A 21,480-nucleotide genomic window follows, 5' to 3' on the forward strand; every position below is an offset into this window, starting at 1 on the left:
GGCCTCCCGGGCCCGCCCCAGCTCTCCCGAGCCCTCTCGCCCTCCCGGGCCCGCCCCAGCTCTCCCGAGCCCCCTCGCCCTCCCCAGCCCTCTCGCCCTCCCGACAAGGACGGACCATGGCAGCAGCCCAGCGCGTCGTCATCGAGAACTGCGCGATCGCGACCGTCGACGCCGAGGACACCGAACACGCCGACGGGCACCTGGTCCTGGCCGGCAACCGCATCGAGGCGGTCGGCGCGGGCAGGGCGCCGGAGGGCCTGGAGAACGTCGTACGCCGGATCGACGCCACCGGGCACCTCGCCACCCCCGGCCTGGTCAACACCCACCACCACTTCTACCAGTGGATCACCCGGGGCCTCGCCACCGACCACAACCTCTTCGACTGGCTGGTCGCGCTCTACCCGACCTGGGCGCGCATCGACGAGCCCATGGTCTACGCGGCGGCCCAGGGCTCGCTCGCGATGATGGCCCGCGGCGGCGTCACCACCGCCATGGACCACCACTACGTCTTCCCGCGCGGCGCCGGGGACCTGTCCGGCGCGATCGTCCGCGCCGCCCGTGAGACCGGCGTCCGCTTCACCCTGGCCCGCGGCTCCATGGACCGCGGCGAGAGCGACGGCGGCCTGCCGCCGGACTTCGCCGTCGAGACGCTGGAGGACGCCCTCACCGCCACCGAGGAGACCGTCGCCCGCCACCACGACGCCTCCGCGGACGCCATGACCCAGGTCGCCGTCGCCCCCTGTTCCCCCTTCTCCGTCTCCACCGAACTGATGCGGCAGGGCGCCGAGCTGGCCCGCCGCCTCGGAGTGCGGCTGCACACCCACGGTTCCGAGACGGTGGAGGAGGAGAAGTTCTGCCACGAACTGTTCGGCATGGGCCCGACCGACTACTTCGAGTCGACGGGCTGGCTCGGCGCGGACGTGTGGATGGCGCACTGCGTCCACATGAACGACTCCGACATCGCGGCCTTCGCCCGGACGGGGACCGGCGTGGCGCACTGCCCGTCGTCCAACGCCCGCCTCGCGGCCGGCATCGCCCGCGTCCCCGACATGCTCCGGGCGGGCGTCCCCGTCGGCCTCGGTGTCGACGGCACCGCCTCCAACGAGTCCGGTGAACTCCACACCGAGCTGCGCAACGCGCTGCTGATCAACCGGCTCGGCGCCCACCGGGAGGCGGCGCTCACCGCCCGTCAGGCCCTGCGCCTCGGCACCTACGGCGGGGCGCAGGTGCTCGGCCGCGCCGCCGAGACCGGTTCGCTGGAGCCCGGCAAGCTGGCCGACCTGGTGCTGTGGAAGCTGGACACCGTCGCCCACGCCTCCATCGCCGACCCGGTGGCGGCCCTCGTCCTCGGGGCGGCGGCACCGGTCACCGCGTCCTTCGTCGACGGACGCCAGATCGTCGGGAACGGCCGCCTGCTCACCGTCGACGAGGACGCCGTCGCCCGCTCCACCCGGTCCGAGGCCCGGCGCCTGGCGCGGATCACCGCCGAGGGCTGAGCCGGGGGAGACCTCCGCCCGGGGAGTGACGGCTCCCGCGCGGAGGCCGTGGACCGAGCGTGGTCCGCGGCGGCCCCTTCCGGGGCGCGCGGCGAGGCGCGCGCCCCGGAAGAGGCTCCGTGGCGGCGTCCGCCGCAGCCCTCCGCGTCCGCCGCAGCCGTCATCGCCGCCGCAGCGGCCCGCAGCGGCTGCCTCGGGGCGCTGACGCGCGGCGCGTGGGCGTCGGATCAGAGGCCGAAGAGGCCCGGGTCGGCGGCCAGTTCCTTGAAGACCGCGCGCGGGTCGGCGACCAGCTTCCTGGCCTTCAGGTCCATGATCCCGCCGACGGCGGTGACCTCGGCCGCGAGCGTGCCGTCGCTCTTGCGTATCTCCTGCCGGATCCGGAAGGTCTTGCCCTCGCCCCACTCGAACGCGCAGGTGATGTCGGTCTCGTCACCGGCCAGCAGCTCGCGCCGGTAGCGGATCGTCGTCTCCAGCGCCACCGGGCCGACGCCCCGGCCGATGAGCCGGGCCTGGCTCAGTCCGGCCGCCTGGAGCAGCGACCAGCGGGCGTGCTCCGCGTAGTTGAGGTAGACGGCCTGGTTGAGATGGCCCTGTACGTCGGTCTCGTAGCCGCGGACGGTCACACGGACGGAAAACGGTTCGGACACTTGCTTGCCCTCCTCGTGTCGGACTTCTCCGGTCGACCGATCTTGACACGCCGCTCACGCCCGGCGCGGGGAGGCCAGCAGATAACGCGCCCTGGTCCGCGGCTCGGTGTACTCGCCGGCCTGCCATCCCGCCCGCTCCAGCGTGGCCGCGCAGGCCCGCAGCTCCGCCGCGTACACGGCGACCGCCTCCGGCTGCGGTGTCGCCCGCACCCGGTAGCCCGGGCCGTCCGTTCCCGCGGGGTGGTGGCCGTCCGCCTCCAGGGCGAGCGCGGCGGCCCGCACGAGATGCGTCCGCTCCCAGTCGCACGGCCGGTCCGTGGCGCCGTCCCGGCTGGTCATGCGGCGCAGCTCCAGCAGCCCCTGCCAGGCGCTGTGCACCTCACGCGCGCGGGCCGGGTCCGGGGCGGAGGCCTCCTCCTCCCCGCCGACCCGGGCGGCGAACACCCCCGAGGGCGGCGGCGCCTGCGGAGCACCCGTCCCGGCCGCAGTGGCACCGCCGCCCGCCGGGCCACCGCCGCCGCCCGCCGGGGTGCGGCCGGCGGGCGGGGGAGCGGTTCCCGCGGGCGCTTCCGGGGGCGTCACCCCCGGGTGCTCCGCCGCGGGCGGGCTCTCCCGTGTCCGATGTCCGGCGGGGGTGAGGAAATGATCGTGCGGCGGACGCGGATGGCGGAAGGCCAGACCCCGCTTCACCAGCGCCGACAGCTGCGCCTCCGTCCCGCGCAGCCGGCCGGTCACCGGATCGGCGTCGTTGATCACCCGCCGCTGCGCGGCGCTCGGCGGTCGTGTCACCTCGTGCTCCCTCCGGTAGCGCGGACGCCCCTTGTCCGGCCGCCGCCACTGCCGGGAGCAGGCCGCCGCCCGGCCCGGCCACGGCGGCCGGCACCTGTACGCAGCGTACGGCTGGGGTCCGACAACGCCTCCGGAGCGCGGTGGACGCGACCGCTACTGCCGGTAGCCGCCGAGGAAGCGCCCGATCCTGCCGATCGCCGCCTCCAGGTCGTCCGCGTGGGGGAGGGTGAGGATGCGGAAGTGGTCGGGGGCGGGCCAGTTGAAGCCCGTGCCCTGGACCACCTGGATCTTCTCCCGCAGCAGCAGGTCCAGGACGAACTTCTCGTCGTCGTGGATCTTGTGGACCTTGGGGTCCAGACGCGGGAAGGCGTACAGGGCGCCCTTGGGCTTGACGCAGGACACGCCCGGGATCTCGTTCAGCTTCTCCCAGGCCACGTTCCGCTGCTCGTACAGCCGGCCGCCGGGCGCGGCGAGTTCCCCGATGGACTGGCGGCCGCCGAGCGCGGCCTGGATGGCGTACTGCGCGGGGGCGTTGGGGCACAGCCGCATGGAGGCGAGCATGGTCAGGCCCTCGATGTAGTTCCTGGCGTGCTGCCGGGGCCCCGTGATCACCAGCCAGCCCGAGCGGAAGCCGGCCACGCGATGGGTCTTCGACAGCCCGCAGAAGGTGAGGACGACCAGGTCGGGGGCGAGCGCGGCGGTCGAGTGGTGCACGGCGTCGTCGTAGAGGATCTGGTCGTAGATCTCGTCGGCGAACACCATCAGGCCGTGCCGGCGGGCCAGATCGAGGATGCCCTGGAGCACCTCCTTCGGATACACCGCGCCGGTGGGGTTGTTGGGGTTGATGATGACCACGGCCTTCGTCCGGTCCGTGATCTTCGCGGCCATGTCGGCCAGGTCGGGCGTCCAGTCGGCCTGTTCGTCGCAGAGGTAGTGGACCGCCTTGCCACCGGCGAGTGTCGTGACGGCGGTCCACAGGGGGAAGTCCGGTGCGGGGATGAGGATCTCGTCGCCGTCCTCGACCAGGGCCTGTACGGCCATGGAGACGAGTTCCGAGACGCCGTTGCCGAGGAACACGTCGTCGACGTCCACCTCCAGGCCCAGGGTCTGATAGCGCTGCGCGACCGCCCGACGCGCGGAGAGGACGCCGCGCGAGTCCGTGTAGCCGTGCGCCCGCGGCAGCATCCGGATCATGTCCTGGACGATCTCCTCGGGCGCCTCGAAACCGAAGAGCGCCGGGTTGCCGGTGTTCAGACGCAGCACGCTGTGCCCCGCCTCCTCCAGCGCGTCGGCGTGCTCGATCACCGGGCCGCGGATCTCGTAACAGACCTCGCTGAGCTTGTTGGACTGCCGGAACTCCATGCGCCGCTACCTCTCCGGTATCTGGTGTCACTTGGTTTTACCAAGTCGGAGCTTGGAAAGTCCAACAACCCGTCTAGACTGCCTCGCATGCCACCTCGCCGACGCTACGACCAGTACTGCTCCGCGGCCCGTGCCCTCGACCTGGTCGGAGACCGCTGGACCCTGCTGATCGTCCGTGAGCTGCTGGCCGGACCCCGCCGCTACACGGACCTGCACGCGGACCTGCCCGGTGTGAGCACGGACGTCCTCGCCTCGCGGCTGAAGGACATGGAGCGCGACGGACTCGCCACCCGGCGCCGCCTTCCACCCCCGGCCGCGGCGAACGTGTACGAACTCACCCCGCACGGCGCTCGGTTGCTCCCGGTGCTGCAGGCGCTGGGGGAGTGGGGGCAGGCCGGGCTGGGGGAGCGCCGGCCCACCGACGCCGTGCGCGCCCACTGGTTCGCGCTGCCCCTGCTGCGGTCCCTCGCGGGCGAGGGAGTCGTCGAGGTCACGCTGGAGGAGGGGACCTTCCACCTGCGTCTCGGCGCCCTGGACGGCCCCGCGTACGGCGACGGTCCGGCGCCCGGCGAGCCCGACGCCCACCTCGCCATGGACACCGCCACCTGCACGGCCGTCGGCCGCGGTGAACTGAGCGTCCCGGACGCCGTCCGCGCGCGGCGGATCACGGTGACGGGGGACGGCCCGCTGGCCAGGAGCCTGCGGGAGGAGTGAACGCGCCGGGCGCCACGGGCCACCGCGGGGAGGAGACGACGAAGGCCCGCCGTGCAGGCGGGCCTTCACCGTTCTTCGGGCGGGCTCAGTAGCCCGGCGGGACCTGGGACGGGCGGCCCGAGCCGCGCGTCAGCGCGTATCCGCCGATGCCCGCGAGGGCGGCCAGGACGCCGCCGATCGCCGTCCACACCCAGCGGTCCGTCCACCAGCCGGAGGACCAGCCGTCGTCCGGCTTGATGCTGGAGAGCACCGCCGACTTCGAACCGTCGTCCTCCGAGGCGGACTTGACGGCGATGCCCGGCACGAGCGGCTCGGCCAGCGAACCGTCCACCGCGGCCGCGCCCCCGATGTCCTTGGAGTCGACGCGCACTTCGGTGCTCACCGGCTGGCCGAGGTCGGAGGAGCCGAGGCCCAGCACCGTGAGCCGGACGTAGTACGTGCCCGGCAGCGGGTCGTCGGCCCAGGGCTCCGACCAGGAACGGACGGTACGCAGCACACAGGCCAGTTCGACCGAGCCGGAACCCTGCTCCGCGGTCCGCGTCGCCGCGCCGTACTGGCACGCCTGGCGGCGGCGCAGTCCGTCGTAGACGTCGATCTGCCAGGTCTCGGCGGAGTGCGTCTGCGGCAGCTTCACCGTCGCGCTGACGGTGGGACGCTGGCCGGTGTCCGCCGGGAACGACCAGTACATGTAGTCACCGGTGGAACCGGACGCGGTGGCCCGCTGCCCCTGCTCGATCTCCGTCGCCGTACGGAACGAGGTGCCCGCCTGGGTGGGCGCCTCGCTGCCGGACGAGGCGCTCGGCGACGGGGAGGAGTCGGCGGCGGCAGGACCCGCGGCCAGTCCCAGAGCGAGCGCCGCGGCGCCCAGGATGTGGGTGATACGCATCAGTTGGTCCTCCAGACCGCGACCCGCCAGCGCGACAGCCAGCCCCACAGCAGACCGGCGACGAAACCGGTCAGCACCAGGGCGCCCAGCAGCCACCAGCCGCGCCCGAGGCCGAATGAGGCCACGTCGCTCGCCTGCGACGGACCGTCCACCACGTCGACGGTCAGCTCCAGCGGCATGCCCGGCGTGGTCTTCACGCCCGCGGCCGCGGCGAAGGAGTGGGTGACCTGCAGGCACACCGTCTCGGCGGGCGCGCTGTCGTCGTCGCTCTCGGCCTTCGGGTAACGAAGGCCCGTCGAGATCGCGTCCGTGCGCCCGTTGCCCGCGGCCTCGCCGCGCACGATCTCGCGGCCCTTCATGGTCACCGCCCGCAGCAGCACGCCGTAGTTCGGGGCGACGGTGCGGTCGTCCGCCACGCTCACCGAGGCACGCAGCTCCTGGCCCGGCTTCACGTCGACCTTGTACCAGCGCTGCTGCCCGGACTCCTCGTGGTCGGTGTACAGGCCCGACTTGAGCGAGGGTGCCTGGTCGCAGCGGTCGGCGCCGGTGGCGGCCACCGGGGTCACCACGGGATCGGCGGCCCGGTCGACCAACTGGCCGACACGGTCGCTGAGTTCCTCCTTGTGCTGCACGGAGGTGTAGGTGCCGCCGGTCGCGTCCGCGATGCAGCTGAGCTGGTCACGGGTCTTGGCGTCCGGCACCAGGCCGAGCGTGTCGATGGTCAGCCCGATGCCCTTGCCGGCTATCTCGCGGGCGACCTCGCACGGGTCCAGCGGCTGGCAGGTGTCCTCGCCGTCGCTGATCAGGACGATCCGGCGGGTGCCGTCGCCGCCCTGGAGGTCGTCGGCCGCCTTCAGTAGCGCGGGACCGATCGGCGTCCAGCCGGTCGGCGCCAGCGTGGCCACCGCGGTCTTCGCGTCGGTCCGGTTCAGCGGGCCGACCGGGTACAGCTGGGCGGTGTCCTTGCAGCCCGTCTTCCGGTCGTTGCCCGGGTAGTTGGCGCCCAGCGTACGGATGCCGAGCTGGACCTCCTCGGGCGTCGCGTCGAGCACCTCGTTGAACGCCTGCTTCGCCGCGGCCATCCGCGTACCGCCGTCGATGTCCCGCGCACGCATGGAGCCACTGACGTCCAGGACGAGTTCGACCTTCGGAGCGGGCTGCTGCTCCGTCTCGTCCGCGACAGCTCCGCCGGGGAACGCGATCCCGGCCGCCAGGGCCGCGAGCAGAGCGAGGACGCCCGCCGCGAGCCGTTGTCTTCTGATCATCGGTGGATCGTATTGACCGCACACGCCGCACGCCAAAACGGCAGATGAACGGTGAGACTCCGGACCCCGGCCCGTCAGGTGACCTGTTGCTCCTCCGACTTCGGGTCGAACACGCCGGACAGGCGGGCCCGGTACAGCACGGCGACGGTGAACCCGTCGGTGATCCGGCCGTCGGCCACCATCTCCTCCGCCTCGGCGACCGGCACCGTGATCGCCCGGCCGATCGCCTCACCCTCCTCGAGCGCGCCGACCTCGTCCATCCGGGCGGCACACAGCCTGACCCGGTGCCCCAGCAGCCCGGTGTCCGGGTGGAGTTCACCGAGATCGGTCACCGACGTCGGAACGGCGCCGATCTCCTCCCGCAGCTCCCGCGTCGCGTTCTCCTCCGTCGAGGCGCCCGGTTCGCCGAAACCGCGTACGACCTCCCAGTGCCGGTCCCGGGTCGCGTGCCGGTAGTGCTCGATCAGCACCACCCTCGTCCCCGGGCCCGCCGGGCCGAGGAGCGGCAGGACGACCACGCCGGGAGAGGTCTCCGGAGGCGGCAGGACACGGTCGTACAGGCCGAGCCGGCCGTCCGGGAAGCGCACCGGGTCCCGCAGGTGCCACAGGAACCGCCCGGCCGACAGCACACCCACCGGAACGGGCCGCAGCGTGGCGCGCAGCCGCCCCCACAGAGCGGAGAGCGGACCGCGGGCGGCGGGCCGGGACGCCTTGGACACCAGGCGGCGGGCGGCCCGGACCGAACCCGGATCCGTCAGGATCTCGATGCCGCCCGGACCGCCGTCACGGAACCAGTCGGGTCTGTCCCGGCGCAGAGCCTCGTACCGGTTCACCGGATCCACCGCACGCTCGCCAGTCGGTGCAAGAGGTACTCCCCGCTTTCAGTATTCGGGCAGGTCTTCGTTGTCCTGGGTGGTCGCGGACGCCGTGCCGGTCGGGGCCGGCCCCGTGGTCTCCCGGTAGCCCGGGAGGTGCCGCACCAGGTCGTGGAACTCGGACCATTCTCGTTCACTGGCCAGCCGGACGGAGGCGATCTCGCGGGCGAAACGCTGTTCCTGCCGTCCGGCGGTCCGGTTGCGCAGCACCAGTTGCACCGAACCGGTCAGGGCGCCACTCACCGCGAGCGGCAGCACCGAACCGGCGACCTGCCAGGCACCGTCACCGCCGACCGCCGAGAAGACGGCCGCGCCCACGGTGACGACCACCTCCGCGACCGGCCGCCAGGAAGCGGGACGGGCCTTCCTGCGGTCGCGGGCCAGCGCCAGGATCTCCGAGTTGAGCCGGACGTAGCGGTCGAAGACCTGACCGACGCCGTCGTGGAACGCCCCCGGATCCGACGTCAGTTCACCGAACGCACGGATGTACGCGTTCCAGGCGGAGGTCTGCCGCAGCCGCCAGATGTCGCCCAGCGTCAGGTCGTTGACCGCGGACGGCGTCAGGTGGTCCTGGACGGTGGCGAACGTCTGCCTGCGCAGGAAGGTCAGCAGCTGTCCGGGATCCTCGACGAAGCCGGTGGCCGACCTCGCCTCGCGGGCCTCCTGGAGGACGACCCGCCGCAGACTGCCGACCGGCGTGAGGGGATAGCGCCCCAGGGCATCCGCCAGGTTGACGTTGTAGATCAGGTCGAGGAGCTGCTTTATCTCCGCCGCGAAGGGCTTGTCCCGGTCGTACCTGCCCTCCGCGACGTTCGTGCCGGGGACGGTCACGAACTCCTCGTACAGGGTGTTGCGCACCACCGGCTGTCTGCGCACGCTGAGATCGTTGCTGAAGCCGACGACCTCGCCGAGCCGCTGCCCGAACCGGTCCGCGTCCTCCTGGGCGACCCCGACCTGGGCGGCGAGGATGTCGATGTCCTTGGCCGTGAGCCCCTGCACCTTCTCGGTGAACGGCTGGAACAGCCGCATCCGGGTGCGGTCCCGGTTCTCCGCGTCGTCGGTCGAGCCGTCCCAGGACATGCGCACACACCGCACCCGGTCACTGGCCGGCATGCCCGCCAGCGTCTCCTGCCAGGCGGTGAACCCGGCCCGCCGCACATGCAGATGGGCGGGCGGCTCCTCCGCCGGATGACGCTCGTTGAGCAGGAAGGGGACGATCGCCCCCGAGGCCAGCAGCCTCTGGTGCGCCGTACGCGCCTCGTCCGTCTCCTCCGTGAGGTCGCTGTTGATCGCGTCGTTGTTGTAGAAGTACGCGCGGTTGATGACGACCTGGCTCGCGTTGATCAGGCTGCGGAAGTACTCCGCCCGCACTTCCCGGGTCCGGCGCCCGCCGATCTCGTCCAGGGAGCGGCCCTGTTCGATCATCTCCTCGGCGAGTCCGGCCGGCACCCACTGGTTGTCCAGCGACTGTGCCACCACCGCGCCCGGATCCAGCTGCTCCGGACGTATCGCCGTCATCAGACCGTCACCGCTCTCGACGTCAGTCATGTTCCGCTCCCCCCGGGGCATCCGTGTCCGTCGCTCCACAGAAGTACCCCGCGGGGAGGGCGCGATCAGATGATCGGGCCTTTTGTGTGCGAAATGTGACGTGAGGTCAGTCCAGGAACGACAGCGGGTTGGGGAGGGCCGTCCACTGGTCGCCCGGGGTCTCGGGGGAGAGGCGCATCAGGGTCAGTGCCTTGGCGGGGAGCGGGTGTTCGCGCAGGGCCGGCAGGTCCGGGGTGCCGGGCAGGGCGGGCAGCGCGGAGCCGAGGGCCGCGCCCAGGGCGGCGCCGGAGCCCGCCGTGCCCGCCAGCGCGCCCGCGACCAGTGACCCGAACAGCTTGCGGCGCAGGACCGTTTCGTCGTCGTTGATCAGACGTCCGGTCAGCGCCGGCGGCGTGATGCCGTGGCGGCGCAGCCGCTCGGGGCTGATGCGGATGTCGGCCAGGTCCCGGTAGACGAGGCGGAGCGGGGTGTCGTCGGCGGCCGAGAGGATCACCAGCAGGTTCTGGCCGTGCGCCTCCAGGGCGACGCCCAGATCGAGCAGGCGCAGCCCGGCCGTGAGGGCGAGACGGGTGAAGGCGGCCAGCCAGGCGGGGTCCTCCGGGAGCCGGGTGGTGGCCAGCGCGGCCACGGGCAGCACCCGTTCGCCCGGCCCCGCGTACTCCTCGGGCGACTCCCGCAGCAGCGCCGCCAGATCGGGGGAGTGGGCCGTGACCGCGCCCACCGTGCGGGTGATGTGCAGCAGGCCGTCCGTGCGCGCCGCCAGCTCCTCCCCGAACGCGGACAGTGCCGCCGACGCCTCGACGGAGTACACGGAGATGTCCCGCACCGAAGAGGTCAGCCGCGCGCTCAGCGCGGTCTTCACATGCGGACCGCCGGACAGCGCCAGCGTGCGCAGCGACATCAGCGGGTGCGCCGGCCGCCACGGATCGTACGACCGCTTCAGCACATGCGTCGCCTGCCACGGGTGCACCGGGATCAACAACCGCTCCCCGGAACGCAGTTCGTCGGGCCACTCCCCGGACACCAGGCACTCCGCCGCCGGTACCGCCACCGTGCCCAGCTCCACCACCGCACCGTGCTCCGGGCCGTACGCCAGCTGGTCCGCCACCGAGAAACCCGGCCGGTAACGGCAGTTGGGGTGGAACGGATGCCCGTCGGTCACCCGCTGCTCCCACTCCCAGTCCCGCTCCGGCCACCCCCGAGCGTGGCCCGTACAGGCGTGGCCCGTACCGGCGCGATCCGCACCCGTGCCGTCCGCACCCGTGCGATCCGCGTCCGCGTGGTCCGCTCCCGCCCGGGACAGCGCCAGCGACGCCGTGCTGCCGCCGAGCTCGACGGCGAAGGCGGCCGCGTGCGGCACCGCGAGGTCGGTCATCAGCAGCGCCGGATCGTCGTACCGCTCCCGGTCCAGGCGCACGGCGGTCACCAGGTCACCGGTCGCGTACGGATCCGCGAGCGGCCCGTGCAGCCGGCGGCCGTCGGCAAGGTGCAGGGTGAGGCTGTGCGCGCCCCGGGTCCGGCGGATGATCCACGGCAGCGGTTCATGGGCGAACGCCCGCCACAGCCGCGTGAGCACCGCCGCGCGGGCACCCGGCAGGGCGGCCCGGTACCGGTCGAGCAGGCCGGGCCGTACGGCGGCCAGCTCCTCGGCCGGCTCGGCCTCGGCGGTGCGAGAGTGGTGCACGGTCGTCTCCTCGGGACGGGCGGGCGGCAGGCGGCTCAGCACGATTGTCGGATACGGCAGACATACTGGTCGCGACGGGCCCCGGACGCCGCCGGGCAGGTCGGCGCACCGGCCTCCGGGCGTCGTACGGGGGACGGCGTACCGGCGGACGGCCTATCGGCACGCTCGCCGCGGCGGACGGCCTGTCGGCACGCTGCGCCCCGCAGTGCGTGCCACCCCCGACCGACCCTCCTCCGACCGTCCCGCCCCGTGAGCCCCGTGAGCCCCGTCCCTGCGACCGAGACCACCCCCCGACGAAGAACGAATGGACCGCGTGGACCCCAAGCCCCTCTCCGACGCCACCGCACGCCCCGGCGACGGCCTCGGCCGCTCCAGCGACGGCACCACCCGCCCTGGCGACGCCACCGACCGCCCTGGTGAGGCCGCCGGCCGCCCCGGCGACGACATCGGCCGCCGCGCCGACGCCTACGCCGCCGCGCCCCTGCTCAACTGCCTCCTGCGCGAAGTGGCCGAGCCGCTCCCCGCCCCCCACGGCGACGAGGCGCTCCCGGCCCTCCGTGAGGAGAAGGCACCCCCCGCCCCCCGCGAGGTCGAGCCGCGCCCCAGCCCCCGTGAGGAGCAGGCACACACGGCCCCCAGCGAAGATGAGCCCCGGCCCGCCCTCAGTGAGGACCACGCACCCCCCGCCCCCCGCGAGGACGAGCCCCGCCCCTCCCCCCACGGGAACCGCCCCGTGTACCGGCTCTCCGGCAGTGGCCGGCTGCTGCGGGTGCGGGCCGGGCGGCGGCCCGCCGAGCCCGAGGTGCTGGTGGCCGGCGAGTGGCAGCGGATCGGGCACACCGAGCTGGTCAAACTGGCCGCCGAGGAACTGCGCCGGTACACGGGCCTGCCCAACGACGACCTGCCCGCCGAGATGATCGACAGCCGCGACACCGTCGCCGCGCTGCTCACCGCCCGCGCCCGGACGGCCCCGCCCGAGGACCCGTACCTGCGCTCCGAGCAGTCCCTGATCACCGGCCACCCCCACCACCCCGCCCCCAAGGCGCGCGGCGGCGGCCCGGCCGCGGCATGGCTGCCGTACGCCCCGGAGGCGCACGCCCGCTTCCCGCTGGTGCTGCTCGGTGTCCGCGAGGACCAGGTCGCCGAGGAGGGCGACACCCGGGCCCTGGACGCCCTCGGCACGGCACCGGACGGGTACCGGCTGCTGCCCGCCCACCCCTGGCAGCTCGACCTCCTCGCCCGCGACCTCGCGCCGGCCTTCGCCGACGGACGCCTGCTGCGGCTCGGCACCACGGAGTACGGCGTGTGGCCGACGGCGGCGGTGCGCACGGTGTACGAGCCCGCGCGCGACCTCTTCCTGAAGTTCAGCCTCGACGTGCGCATCACCAACGACATCCGCCGCCTCTGGCGCCACGACCTGCGCAGACTGCGCCGCACCGACCAGGCGGCCGGGGGTGCCTTCGCCGCCATGGACGGCCCGGCGGCCTGGCTCAGCGACCGCGGCTACCGCACCGCGGCCTTCGCCTTCGAGGAACTCGCCGTCCTCACCCGCGACGGCCTGCGCGGCCATCTGCTGCCCGGCGCCACCCCCCTGCTCGCGGCCGGTCTCGCCGAGGGCTTCGAGGGCAGCCCCGCCGCGGCCGCGCCCGACCCGGACGCCTGGTGGGAGGCGTACCTGCGCCAGGTCGTCCCGCCCGTCCTTACCGCGTTCGACGCGCACGGGGTGGTCCTGGAGGCCCATCTGCAGAACTCCCTGGTCGCCGTGGACGCCACCGGCGCGCCCGTGCAGGCGCTGTTCCGGGACGCCGAGGGCGTCAAGCTCCTGCCCGAGGTCTCCCGCGCAGCGGGCTGGGAGCGGCTGGTCTACACCCTGGTCGTCAACCACCTCGGCGAGATCGCCGCCGCCCTCGCCGAACAGCACCCCGGCCTCGACCCGTGGCCCGCCGTGCGCCGCGAGCTGGCCCGGCACGATCTGCCCGAGATCCCCGCCCTGCTCGCCGCGCCCACCCTGCCCGGCAAGACCAACCTGCTGCTGCGCTGGACCGGCGCGGACGGCGCCGACGCCCGCTACCTGCCGCTGCCCAACCCCCTGCTCCCCGGCTGACCTGAATTACGCTGGCCGGTGTGCTGCGCGATGTGACTGCCGTTCGATACGTGACCCCCCTCAGGTCGGGAGGGTCCGTGCCCGGCGTCGTCGAGGCGGACGACCTCGGCACCTACGTCGTCAAGTTCACCGGCTCCGCGCAGGGCCACAAGGCGCTGGTCGCCGAGGTGATCGTCGGGGAACTCGCGCGCGCCCTCGGACTGCGCTTCCCCGAGCTGGTCCTCGCCCACTTCGACCCGGCCATCGCCGCCGACGAGCCCCACCAGGAGGTGCGCGAGCTGCACGGCGCCAGCGCGGGCGTCAACCTCGGCATGGACTATCTGCCGGGCGCCCGCGACTTCACGCCCGAGATCGCCAGGGACTTCCCCGTCGACCCGCTGGAGGCGGGCAGGATCGTCTGGCTGGACGCGCTCACCGTGAACGTCGACCGTACGGTCCACAGCTCCAACCTCATGGTCTGGCCCACCCTCGGCACCGTGCCGCCGCGGCTCTGGCTCATCGACCACGGTGCCGCGCTGGTCTTCCACCACCGCTGGGACACCACGACCCCGGGCAGGAAGTACGACTTCCGCCACCACGCGCTGGGCCAGTACGGCCCCGACGTCCGCGCCGCCGACGCCGAACTCGCGCCCAGGGTGACCGGGGAACTGCTGCGCCGGATCGTCGCCGAGGTCCCGGACGCCTGGCTCGCCGAGGACGCCGGCTTCGCCACGCCCGACGACGTCCGCGCCGCCTACGTCGACTACCTCCTGGAGCGCGTACGGTTGTCGGCCCAGTGGCTGCCCACCGACTTCCCGAGCCGGGAGGAGCTCGCCGCCGAGGAGGCCGCACGCGCCCGCCGGACCGAGCAGGGCCGTCCCGACTGGCTCAAGCGCGTCCCCGACCTGCACGGCAAGCCGGCGGCCGAGCAGGACTGGTCGGTCCACCTGGGCTGAGACGGGCGCCCCCGGGAGGTCAGCCCTCCAGCTGCCGGTACGCGGGCAGGGTCAGGAAGTCGACGTAGTCCTCGTCCAGCGCCACCCGCAGCAGCAGGTCGTGCGCCTCCTGCCAGTGCCCGGCGTCGAAGGCCTCCGCGCCGATCTCCGCCCGGACGGCGGCCAGTTCCTCCGCGGCGATCCGGCGGGTCAGTTCCGGCGTGGCCTTCTCGCCGTTCTCGAACTCGACGCCCGCGTCGATCCACTGCCAGATCTGCGAGCGGGAGATCTCCGCGGTGGCGGCGTCCTCCATCAGGTTGAAGATGGCGACCGCGCCGACCCCGCGCAGCCACGCCTCGATGTAACGGATGCCCACCTGGACGGCGTTGACCAGACCGCCGTACGTCGGCCTCGCCTCCAGGGAGCCGACGGCGATCAGGTCCGCCGCCTCGACCCGCACGTCCTCGCGCAGCCGGTCCTTCTGGTGCGGCCGGTCGCCGAGCACCTTGTCGAAGGACTCCATGGCGATCGGCACCAGGTCGGGGTGGGCCACCCAGGAACCGTCGAAACCGTCGTTCGCCTCACGGTCCTTGTCGGCGCGCACCTTCTCGAAGGCGACCCGGTTGACCTCGGCGTCCCGCCGGGAGGGGATGAACGCCGCCATGCCGCCGATCGCGTGCGCGCCGCGCCTGTGGCAGGTGCGGACGAGGAGTTCGGTGTACGCCCGCATGAACGGGGCCGTCATCGTGACCGCGTTGCGGTCCGGCAGGACGAACTCCGGCCCGCGGTCACGGAAGTTCTTCACCAGGGAGAACAGATAGTCCCAGCGGCCGGCGTTCAGCCCCGAGGCGTGCTCGCGCAGTTCGTGGAGGATCTCCTCCATCTCGTAGGCGGCCGTGATCGTCTCGATGAGGACGGTGGCGCGGACGGTGCCCCGCGGGATGCCGAGGTGGTCCTGCGCGAACACGAACACGTCGTTCCACAGGCGTGCTTCGAGGTGCGACTCGGTCTTCGGCAGATAGAAGTACGGGCCCTTGCCGAGGTCGAGCAGGCGCCGGGCGTTGTGGAAGAAGTACAGGCCGAAGTCGACGAGGGCACCGGGGACCGGCGTGCCGCCGGCGTCGACGAGATGCCGCTCGTCCAGGTGCCAGCCGCGCGGACGCATGACGACCGTCGCCAGCTCGGCGTCCGGCCGCAGGGCGTACGACTTGCCGGACACCGCGTCGGTGAAGTCGATGGACCGGGTGAAGGCGTCGGTCAGGTTCAGCTGGCCGAGCACCACGTTCTCCCAGGTGGGAGCGGAGGCGTCCTCGAAGTCCGCGAGCCACACCCGCGCGCCCGAGTTGAGGGCGTTGACGGTCATCCTGCGGTCGGTGGGACCCGTGATCTCCACGCGCCGGTCCTCCAGCGCGGGCGGGGCCGGGGCCACCCGCCAGGAGTCGTCCGCGCGGATGTCCGCCGTCCCGGGGAGGAAGTCGAGCGTTCCCGTGCGGGCGATCCCGGCACGGCGCTCGGCGCGCAGGGCGAGGAGTTCGTCACGGCGCGGGGTGAACCGCCGGTGCAGCTCCGCGACGAAGCCGAGGGCCGCGTCGGTGAGGACCTCCTCCTGCCGGGGCAGCGGCCCCGCGCCGGTGACGGTCAGAGGGGACGGCGCGGGTGCGGACATCAGCTGTCACTTCCTTCAGCAAGGGCATCGGACGCCAAGGAGCATGAATCGGACAGTCGGCGCCCGCTGCGCGCAAGGACGCCACCGGTCCGTGGATCCTAGTTTCCTCATGGTGGAGCTTCAATGTTCTGTTGAAGCCCAGGCGCTCCGGGGCGCGGCACACAAGCGCGTGGTGCGCAGGCACGCGGTGAAGGGGCGCGCGGTGCCGGGCCGCCGGAACCGCGCGCCGGTCGCCGCCCGTTCAGCGCAGGCGGCGCAGGTCCGCCGCGGTGTCGATGTCGTACGGCTCGGCCACGTCCGCGCACTCCACGAGCCGTACCCGTCCCGCGTGCTCCCGCAGATAGGCGCGGGCCCCCCGGTCGCCGGTGGCGGCCGCGGCGATGCCGGGCCAGTGCGCCGCGCCGCACAGGACGGGGTGCCCGCGCACGCCGTCGTAGGAGGCCGCGGCGAGCGTGGTCTCGCCGTCGTACGCGCCGAGCACCCGGGCCGCGGCGCGCGGTCCGATGCCCGGCTGGTCCACCAGGCTCACGAGGGCCGCGCGCACCCCCGTCCCCGCGAGCGAGGCGAGTCCGGCGCGCAGGGACGAGCCCATGCCCTCCGCCCAGCCGGGGTTGTCGACCAGCACGCAGCCGCTCAGGTCGGCGCGTGCCCGCACCTCGTCCGCCCCCGCGCCCAGGACGACGTGCACCCGCCCGCATCCGGCCGCGCGCAGCACGCCCGCCGCGTACTCGACGAGCGGCCGCCCCCGGTACTCCAGCAGCGCCTTCGGCCGCCCGCCCAGCCGCCTGCCTCCGCCGGCCGCCAGCAGCAGCCCGGCGGTCTCCGGGCGCGGGTCCGCCGGGACGCCTGCGGAACGCGGGTCTCCCTGGATCCGTGCGTCGCGCGGGCCCGGAGGGGGACCGGCGTCCCGGTGATCGTGATCGTCCGTCATGGATCCTGCATACCCGGCGCCGTCGGCCAAGGCCCCCTGGGGCTGAATTTCGGTCCGCGTGGTGGCGTTCGCGCATCCGGTCGCGTTAACTGACCCGCGCACATGGCCGTGCTAAGGGGAGGGCTGGGTTGCGGAGCTTGGGGCAGACGCCGGTGACCGGCAGCGACGAGGACCCGAGAGTGGCGGGACTGCGGACCGCCGTGGCCCGTCTGCGCCGCGAACTCGCCGCGCTCCCGGCGGACTTCCCCGACCGGGGAATCGCCGAGGACGAACTGGCCGCACTCGCCGCGATGGTCGCCGGCGGCATCCCCGAGATACCCCGCCTGCGCCGCTCCCTGCTCCTGATCGCCGGGGCGATCGGCTCGGTCAGCGCCCTGGCCAGGGGACTCGCCGAGCTGAGGACGGCTATGGACGTGCTGGGCGGATCCTCGGCACCCTGAGCCCCGCCCTGCCCCGCCCCCTTCCGCTCACCCGCCCGCACCCGTCGGCGTCTCGGAGAACTCCGCGGCCGCCCGCCGCCGCGCGGTCACGCTCGACCGGCCTCGCGGGGGCCGGACGTGGCACGGCGCGTTCCTCCGGGGCCGGTGCGAAGGCGGCGGCGTGCCCGCCGGTCGGCCGACGCGCCCCTTGACGGCCGGGGCGCCGCCGGGAAGACTCCGTCAACAGAACGTTGAATTCCGTTACATGGGGGTAAATCCCGTTTCCTGGAAGTGAAGAGCTTCAGCGGGCGACGGGGAACAGCGCGGAGAAGAGAAGGGGTCCCGGGTGTCCGACGCCGACCTGGCCTTGCGTTCCACGCGTGTCGTCACCCCGGAAGGGAAGCGGGCCGCCACGGTCACCGTCTCCGCCGGGAAGATCACCGCCGTACTGCCGTACGACGCCGAGGTCACCGCGGCCCGGCTGGAGGACGTCGGCGACCACGTCCTGCTGCCCGGCCTGGTCGACACCCACGTGCATGTCAACGACCCCGGCCGCGCCGAGTGGGAGGGCTTTCGGACCGCCACGCGCGCGGCGGCCGCGGGCGGCATCACCACCCTCATTGACATGCCCCTCAACTCGCTGCCGCCGACCACCACGGTCGCGAACCTGCGGGTGAAGCGGGAGGCCGCCGAGGGCAGGGTGCACATCGACGTCGGCTTCTGGGGCGGCGCGCTGCCCGGCAACGTCAAGGACCTGCGCCCCCTGCACGACGCCGGGGTCTTCGGCTTCAAGGCCTTCCTCTCCCCGTCCGGCGTGGACGAGTTCCCGCACCTGGACCAGGAGGAGCTGACCCGGGCCCTCACCGAGACCGCCGGCTTCGACGGCCTGCTGATCGCGCACGCCGAGGACCCGCACCGGCTGGCCGCCGCCCCGTCCCACGCCGGCCCCCGGTACGCCGACTTCCTCGCCTCCCGGCCGCGCGACGCCGAGGACACGGCCATCGCCCGCCTCGTCGGACTGGCCCGCCGCCTGCACGCGCGCGTGCACGTCCTCCATCTGTCGTCCGCCGACGCGCTGCCGCTTCTCGCCGCCGCCCGCGCCGAGGGCGTCCGCGTCACCGTGGAGACCTGCCCGCACTACCTCACCCTGACCGCCGAGGAAGTCCCCGACGGGGCGACCGAGTTCAAGTGCTGCCCGCCGATCCGCGAGGCCGCCAACCAGGACCTGCTCTGGCAGGCCCTGGCCGACGGCACCATCGACTGCGTCGTCACCGACCACTCGCCCTCGACCGCCGACCTGAAGACCCCCGACTTCGCGACCGCCTGGGGCGGCATCTCCGGCCTGCAGCTGAGCCTGCCCGCCGTGTGGACCGAGGCCCGCCGGCGCGGGCACGGCCTGGAGGACGTCGTCCGCTGGATGTCGGCGCAGCCGGCCCGGCTGGCCGGGCTCGACACCCTCAAGGGTGCCGTCGAGCCCGGCCGCGACGCCGACTTCGCCGTCCTCGCCCCCGATGAGACCTTCACCGTCGACCCGGCCGGACTCCAGCACCGCAACCCGGTCACGGCGTACGCGGGCAGGACGCTGCACGGCGTCGTGAAGTCCACCTGGCTGCGCGGCCGGCGCGTCTTCGCCGACGGCGAGTTCGCCGCACCGACGGGCACACTCCTCAGCCGCCCGCGGTGAACCGTCCCGTCGCCGGAGCCCCGGAACCGTGCCCACGGAGGCGGAGCTCCCGGCGCCGGAGCTCCCGAACCGTGCCCACGGCGGCGGAGTCCCGGGACCGCGCCCACGCGACGGAGCTCCCGAACCGAGCCCCCGGCGACGGAGTCCCGGAACCCGCCCCGGCGCCGCAGGCCCGGCCCGCCACCGGTGGCCCGTTCCCGCCTCGCGGCACGCGGCCCGCGCCCTCCGACCCCACGATCCCGAAGTCCGAAAGGAGCCCCGAACACCGTGACGGCACAGGATCCGGCCGGCTGGGCCGGCTTCACCGGCGACGCCGCCCCCTACACGGGCGGTGACCCGTACGCGGACTACCGCACCGCCGACTTCCAATTCACCCGGTTCACCGACCTCGCCGACCGGCGGCTCGGCGCCGGGGTCGTCGCCGCCAACGACGAGTTCTTCGCCGAGCGCGAGAACCTCCTCCTGCCCGGGAGGGCCGGGTTCGAGCCCGAGCGCTTCGGCCACAAGGGCAAGATCATGGACGGCTGGGAGAGCCGCCGCCGGCGCGGTCCGTCCGCCGCCCACCCCTGGCCGGCCGACGACGACCACGACTGGGCGCTGATCCGCCTCGGCGTGCCGGGGGTCGTACGGGGCGTCGTCGTGGACACGGCCCACTTCCGCGGCAACCACCCCCAGGCCGTCTCGGTCGAGGGCGCGTCGGTGCCCGGCTCCCCTTCCCCCGGGGAACTGCTGTCCGCGGACGTGAAGTGGACGACGCTGGTCCCGCGCACACCGGTCGGCGGCCACGCGGCCAACGGCTTCGCGGTGGACGTGGAGCGGCGCTTCACCCACCTGCGCCTCGTCCAGCATCCCGACGGCGGCATCGCGCGCCTGCGCGTGTACGGCGAGGCCGTGCCCGACCCAGCGTGGCTGGCCGTGCTCGGCACCTTCGACGTCGTCGCCCTGGAGAACGGCGGCCGGGTCGAGGACGCCTCCGACCTCTTCTACTCCCCGGCCGTCAACACCATCCTGCCCGGCCGCTCCCGGCGGATGGACGAAGGCTGGGAGACCCGCCGCCGCCGCGACCACGGCAACGACTGGATCCGCTACCGCCTGGTCGCCCGGTCCCTGATCCGCGCGATCGAGATCGACACGGCGTGCCTGAAGGGCAACAGCGCGGGCTGGGCGTCCGTGTCGGTGCGGGACGCCGGGGACGCCGGGGACGCCGGGGACGCAAGGGATGCCGGGGCCATCGGGGTCACCGGGGCGGACGCCGGGCGCGGCGAGGACGACGACGCCGGGCGTGGTGAGGGTGCCGGGCGCGGCGAGGACGACGGTGATGGGCGCGGCGAGGGTGACGGCCGCGGCGGCTGGACCGAGATCCTGCCCCGTACCCGCCTCCAGCCGGACACCGCCCACCGCTTCGTCCTCCCCGCCGCCGCCACCGCCACCCACGCGCGCGTGGACATCTACCCCGACGGGGGCGTCTCCCGGGTGCGGCTGTTCGGCTCCCTGACGGAGGACGGCGCGTCCGCGCTCGCCGCCCGTCACCAGGAACCGGGCGGGTGAGGCGAGGGACACAGCCGGATCTTCCGGAACTCTTCTCCCCGCCCCGCGCGTTCCCCCCGCGTGACCCTTCAGCAAGAGATCGTCGGCAACGCCATGCAGATGGCGGTCGTCAACCTGCACCCCGGCCAGACCGTGTACTGCGAGGCCGGGAAGTTCCTGTTCAAGACGACGAACGTGACCATGGAGACGCGCCTGTCCGGCCCCTCGGAGGGCGGCGGCCGGCAACAGGGCGGCGGGAGCGGCGGCATGGGCGGCATGCTGCGCCAGGCCATGGGCACCGCCATGCAGGTCGGCCAGCGCATGCTGGCCGGCGAGTCGCTGGCGTTCCAGTACTTCAGCGCCCAGGGCGGCCAGGGCACGGTCGGCTTCGCGGGCGTGCTGCCCGGCGAGATGCGCGCGCTGGAGCTCGACGGCACGCGCGCGTGGTTCGCGGAGAAGGACGCCTTCGTGGCCGCCGAGTCCACCGTCGAGTTCGGCATCGCCTTCCAGGGCGGCCGTACCGGCATGAGCGGCGGCGAGGGCTTCGTCCTGGAGAAGTTCACCGGCCACGGCACGGTGATCATCGCCGGCGCCGGCAACTTCATCGACCTGAACCCGGCCGACTTCGGCGGCCGCATCGAGGTCGACACCGGCTGCGTCGTGGCCTTCGAGGAGGGCATCCGGTACGGCGTCCAGCGCGTCGGCGGCCTCAACCGCCAGGGCATCATGAACGCGGTCTTCGGCGGCGAGGGCCTGTCCCTGGCCACTCTGGAGGGCAACGGCCGCGTGATCCTCCAGTCCCTCACCATCGAAAGCCTGGCCAACGCCCTGAAGAAGGCCCAGGGCGGCGACAAGCAGGGCCCGACCGGCGGCATCTTCTCCACGAACGTGGGCTGACGGCCGGACTCCGGCGCCTCCCCGAAGGCTCCGGCGTCGCGTGATCCCTGGCCCGTGCGCACCGCCACC

18 protein-coding genes are annotated in these 21,480 nt (G+C 73.7%); 8 read left to right on the plus strand and 10 right to left on the minus strand.

What is annotated here, in order from left to right; genetic code table 11:
- Positions 1-116: 116 nt before the first annotated feature.
- Positions 117-1,496: an 8-oxoguanine deaminase gene (locus tag ACIPRD_RS17340; RefSeq protein ID WP_356399609.1), complete on the plus strand. Its 1,380-nt coding sequence runs from the start codon at positions 117-119 to the stop codon at positions 1,494-1,496.
- Positions 1,497-1,723: 227 nt separating this feature from the next.
- Here the strand turns inward: ACIPRD_RS17340 and ACIPRD_RS17345 are convergent, their stop codons facing one another.
- From ACIPRD_RS17345 to ACIPRD_RS17355, 3 genes are all read right to left on the minus strand, one after another.
- A complete protein-coding gene (locus tag ACIPRD_RS17345) occupies positions 1,724-2,146 on the minus strand; it encodes an acyl-CoA thioesterase (RefSeq protein ID WP_356399607.1) in 423 nt (140 codons plus the stop codon).
- 54 nt (positions 2,147-2,200) lie between these two features.
- Positions 2,201-2,935: a hypothetical protein gene (locus ACIPRD_RS17350; RefSeq protein WP_401563878.1), complete on the minus strand. Its 735-nt coding sequence runs from the start codon at positions 2,933-2,935 to the stop codon at positions 2,201-2,203.
- Between the two features lie 153 nt (positions 2,936-3,088).
- Positions 3,089-4,297 (minus strand): pyridoxal phosphate-dependent aminotransferase, encoded by a 1,209-nt coding sequence (locus ACIPRD_RS17355; protein ID WP_356399603.1) that lies wholly within the window; start codon positions 4,295-4,297, stop codon positions 3,089-3,091.
- An 87-nt stretch (positions 4,298-4,384) separates the two neighbouring features.
- Here ACIPRD_RS17355 and ACIPRD_RS17360 point away from each other — a divergent pair, with 87 nt between their 5' ends.
- On the plus strand, positions 4,385-5,011 hold the full coding sequence (locus ACIPRD_RS17360) for a winged helix-turn-helix transcriptional regulator (protein WP_401563881.1): 627 nt from the start codon (positions 4,385-4,387) through the stop codon (positions 5,009-5,011).
- 85 nt (positions 5,012-5,096) lie between these two features.
- On the opposite strand, the gene ACIPRD_RS17365 is transcribed toward ACIPRD_RS17360, so the two are convergent.
- The 5 genes from ACIPRD_RS17365 to ACIPRD_RS17385 form a co-directional block, all read right to left on the minus strand.
- Positions 5,097-5,897, minus strand: a complete 801-nt coding sequence (locus ACIPRD_RS17365; protein ID WP_401563884.1) for a hypothetical protein — start codon at positions 5,895-5,897, stop codon at positions 5,097-5,099.
- Positions 5,897-7,162: a VWA domain-containing protein gene (locus ACIPRD_RS17370; RefSeq protein WP_401563886.1), complete on the minus strand. Its 1,266-nt coding sequence runs from the start codon at positions 7,160-7,162 to the stop codon at positions 5,897-5,899. Before ACIPRD_RS17370 ends, ACIPRD_RS17365 begins: the two co-directional genes overlap by 1 nt.
- A 74-nt stretch (positions 7,163-7,236) precedes the next feature.
- Positions 7,237-7,995, minus strand: coding sequence for an NUDIX hydrolase (locus ACIPRD_RS17375; protein WP_401563892.1), 759 nt, complete (start codon positions 7,993-7,995; stop codon positions 7,237-7,239).
- Positions 7,996-8,043: 48 nt separating this feature from the next.
- Complete coding sequence (locus ACIPRD_RS17380; protein WP_356399593.1) at positions 8,044-9,585, minus strand: hypothetical protein; 1,542 nt, start codon at positions 9,583-9,585, stop codon at positions 8,044-8,046.
- 106 nt (positions 9,586-9,691) lie between these two features.
- Entirely contained in the window at positions 9,692-11,269 is a 1,578-nt protein-coding gene (locus ACIPRD_RS17385) for an IucA/IucC family protein (RefSeq protein WP_401563896.1), read from the minus strand.
- Between the two features lie 445 nt (positions 11,270-11,714).
- Here ACIPRD_RS17385 and ACIPRD_RS17390 point away from each other — a divergent pair, with 445 nt between their 5' ends.
- Positions 11,715-13,373 (plus strand): IucA/IucC family protein, encoded by a 1,659-nt coding sequence (locus ACIPRD_RS17390; protein ID WP_401564197.1) that lies wholly within the window; start codon positions 11,715-11,717, stop codon positions 13,371-13,373.
- Between the two features lie 20 nt (positions 13,374-13,393).
- Positions 13,394-14,308 (plus strand): HipA family kinase, encoded by a 915-nt coding sequence (locus ACIPRD_RS17395; RefSeq protein WP_356399589.1) that lies wholly within the window; start codon positions 13,394-13,396, stop codon positions 14,306-14,308.
- Positions 14,309-14,327: 19 nt separating this feature from the next.
- Here ACIPRD_RS17395 and aceB read toward each other — a convergent pair whose 3' ends face one another.
- Both aceB and ACIPRD_RS17405 read right to left on the minus strand, forming a co-directional pair.
- Complete coding sequence (aceB, locus tag ACIPRD_RS17400) at positions 14,328-15,953, minus strand: malate synthase A (RefSeq protein WP_401563898.1); 1,626 nt, start codon at positions 15,951-15,953, stop codon at positions 14,328-14,330.
- A 241-nt stretch (positions 15,954-16,194) separates the two neighbouring features.
- Positions 16,195-16,884, minus strand: coding sequence for a nucleotidyltransferase family protein (locus ACIPRD_RS17405; RefSeq protein ID WP_356399585.1), 690 nt, complete (start codon positions 16,882-16,884; stop codon positions 16,195-16,197).
- Positions 16,885-17,036: 152 nt separating this feature from the next.
- Between ACIPRD_RS17405 and ACIPRD_RS17410 the strand changes: the two genes are divergently transcribed.
- The 4 genes from ACIPRD_RS17410 (at position 17,037) to ACIPRD_RS17425 (ending at position 21,411) form a co-directional block, all read left to right on the plus strand.
- Positions 17,037-17,324 (plus strand): DUF5955 family protein, encoded by a 288-nt coding sequence (locus tag ACIPRD_RS17410; RefSeq protein ID WP_356399831.1) that lies wholly within the window; start codon positions 17,037-17,039, stop codon positions 17,322-17,324.
- Positions 17,325-17,649: 325 nt separating this feature from the next.
- Complete coding sequence (gene allB / locus ACIPRD_RS17415) at positions 17,650-18,987, plus strand: allantoinase AllB (RefSeq protein WP_356399583.1); 1,338 nt, start codon at positions 17,650-17,652, stop codon at positions 18,985-18,987.
- A 267-nt stretch (positions 18,988-19,254) separates the two neighbouring features.
- Positions 19,255-20,535 carry an allantoicase gene (gene alc, locus ACIPRD_RS17420; protein WP_401563900.1) on the plus strand — a complete coding sequence of 427 codons (1,281 nt, stop codon included), beginning with the start codon at positions 19,255-19,257 and terminating at the stop codon, positions 20,533-20,535.
- A gap of 60 nt (positions 20,536-20,595) precedes the next feature.
- Positions 20,596-21,411 (plus strand): AIM24 family protein, encoded by an 816-nt coding sequence (locus ACIPRD_RS17425; RefSeq protein WP_356399579.1) that lies wholly within the window; start codon positions 20,596-20,598, stop codon positions 21,409-21,411.
- Positions 21,412-21,480 lie beyond the last annotated feature (69 nt).

It is taken from the genome of Streptomyces sp. NPDC090108 (assembly GCF_044747185.1).
GTDB lineage: Bacteria > Actinomycetota > Actinomycetes > Streptomycetales > Streptomycetaceae > Streptomyces.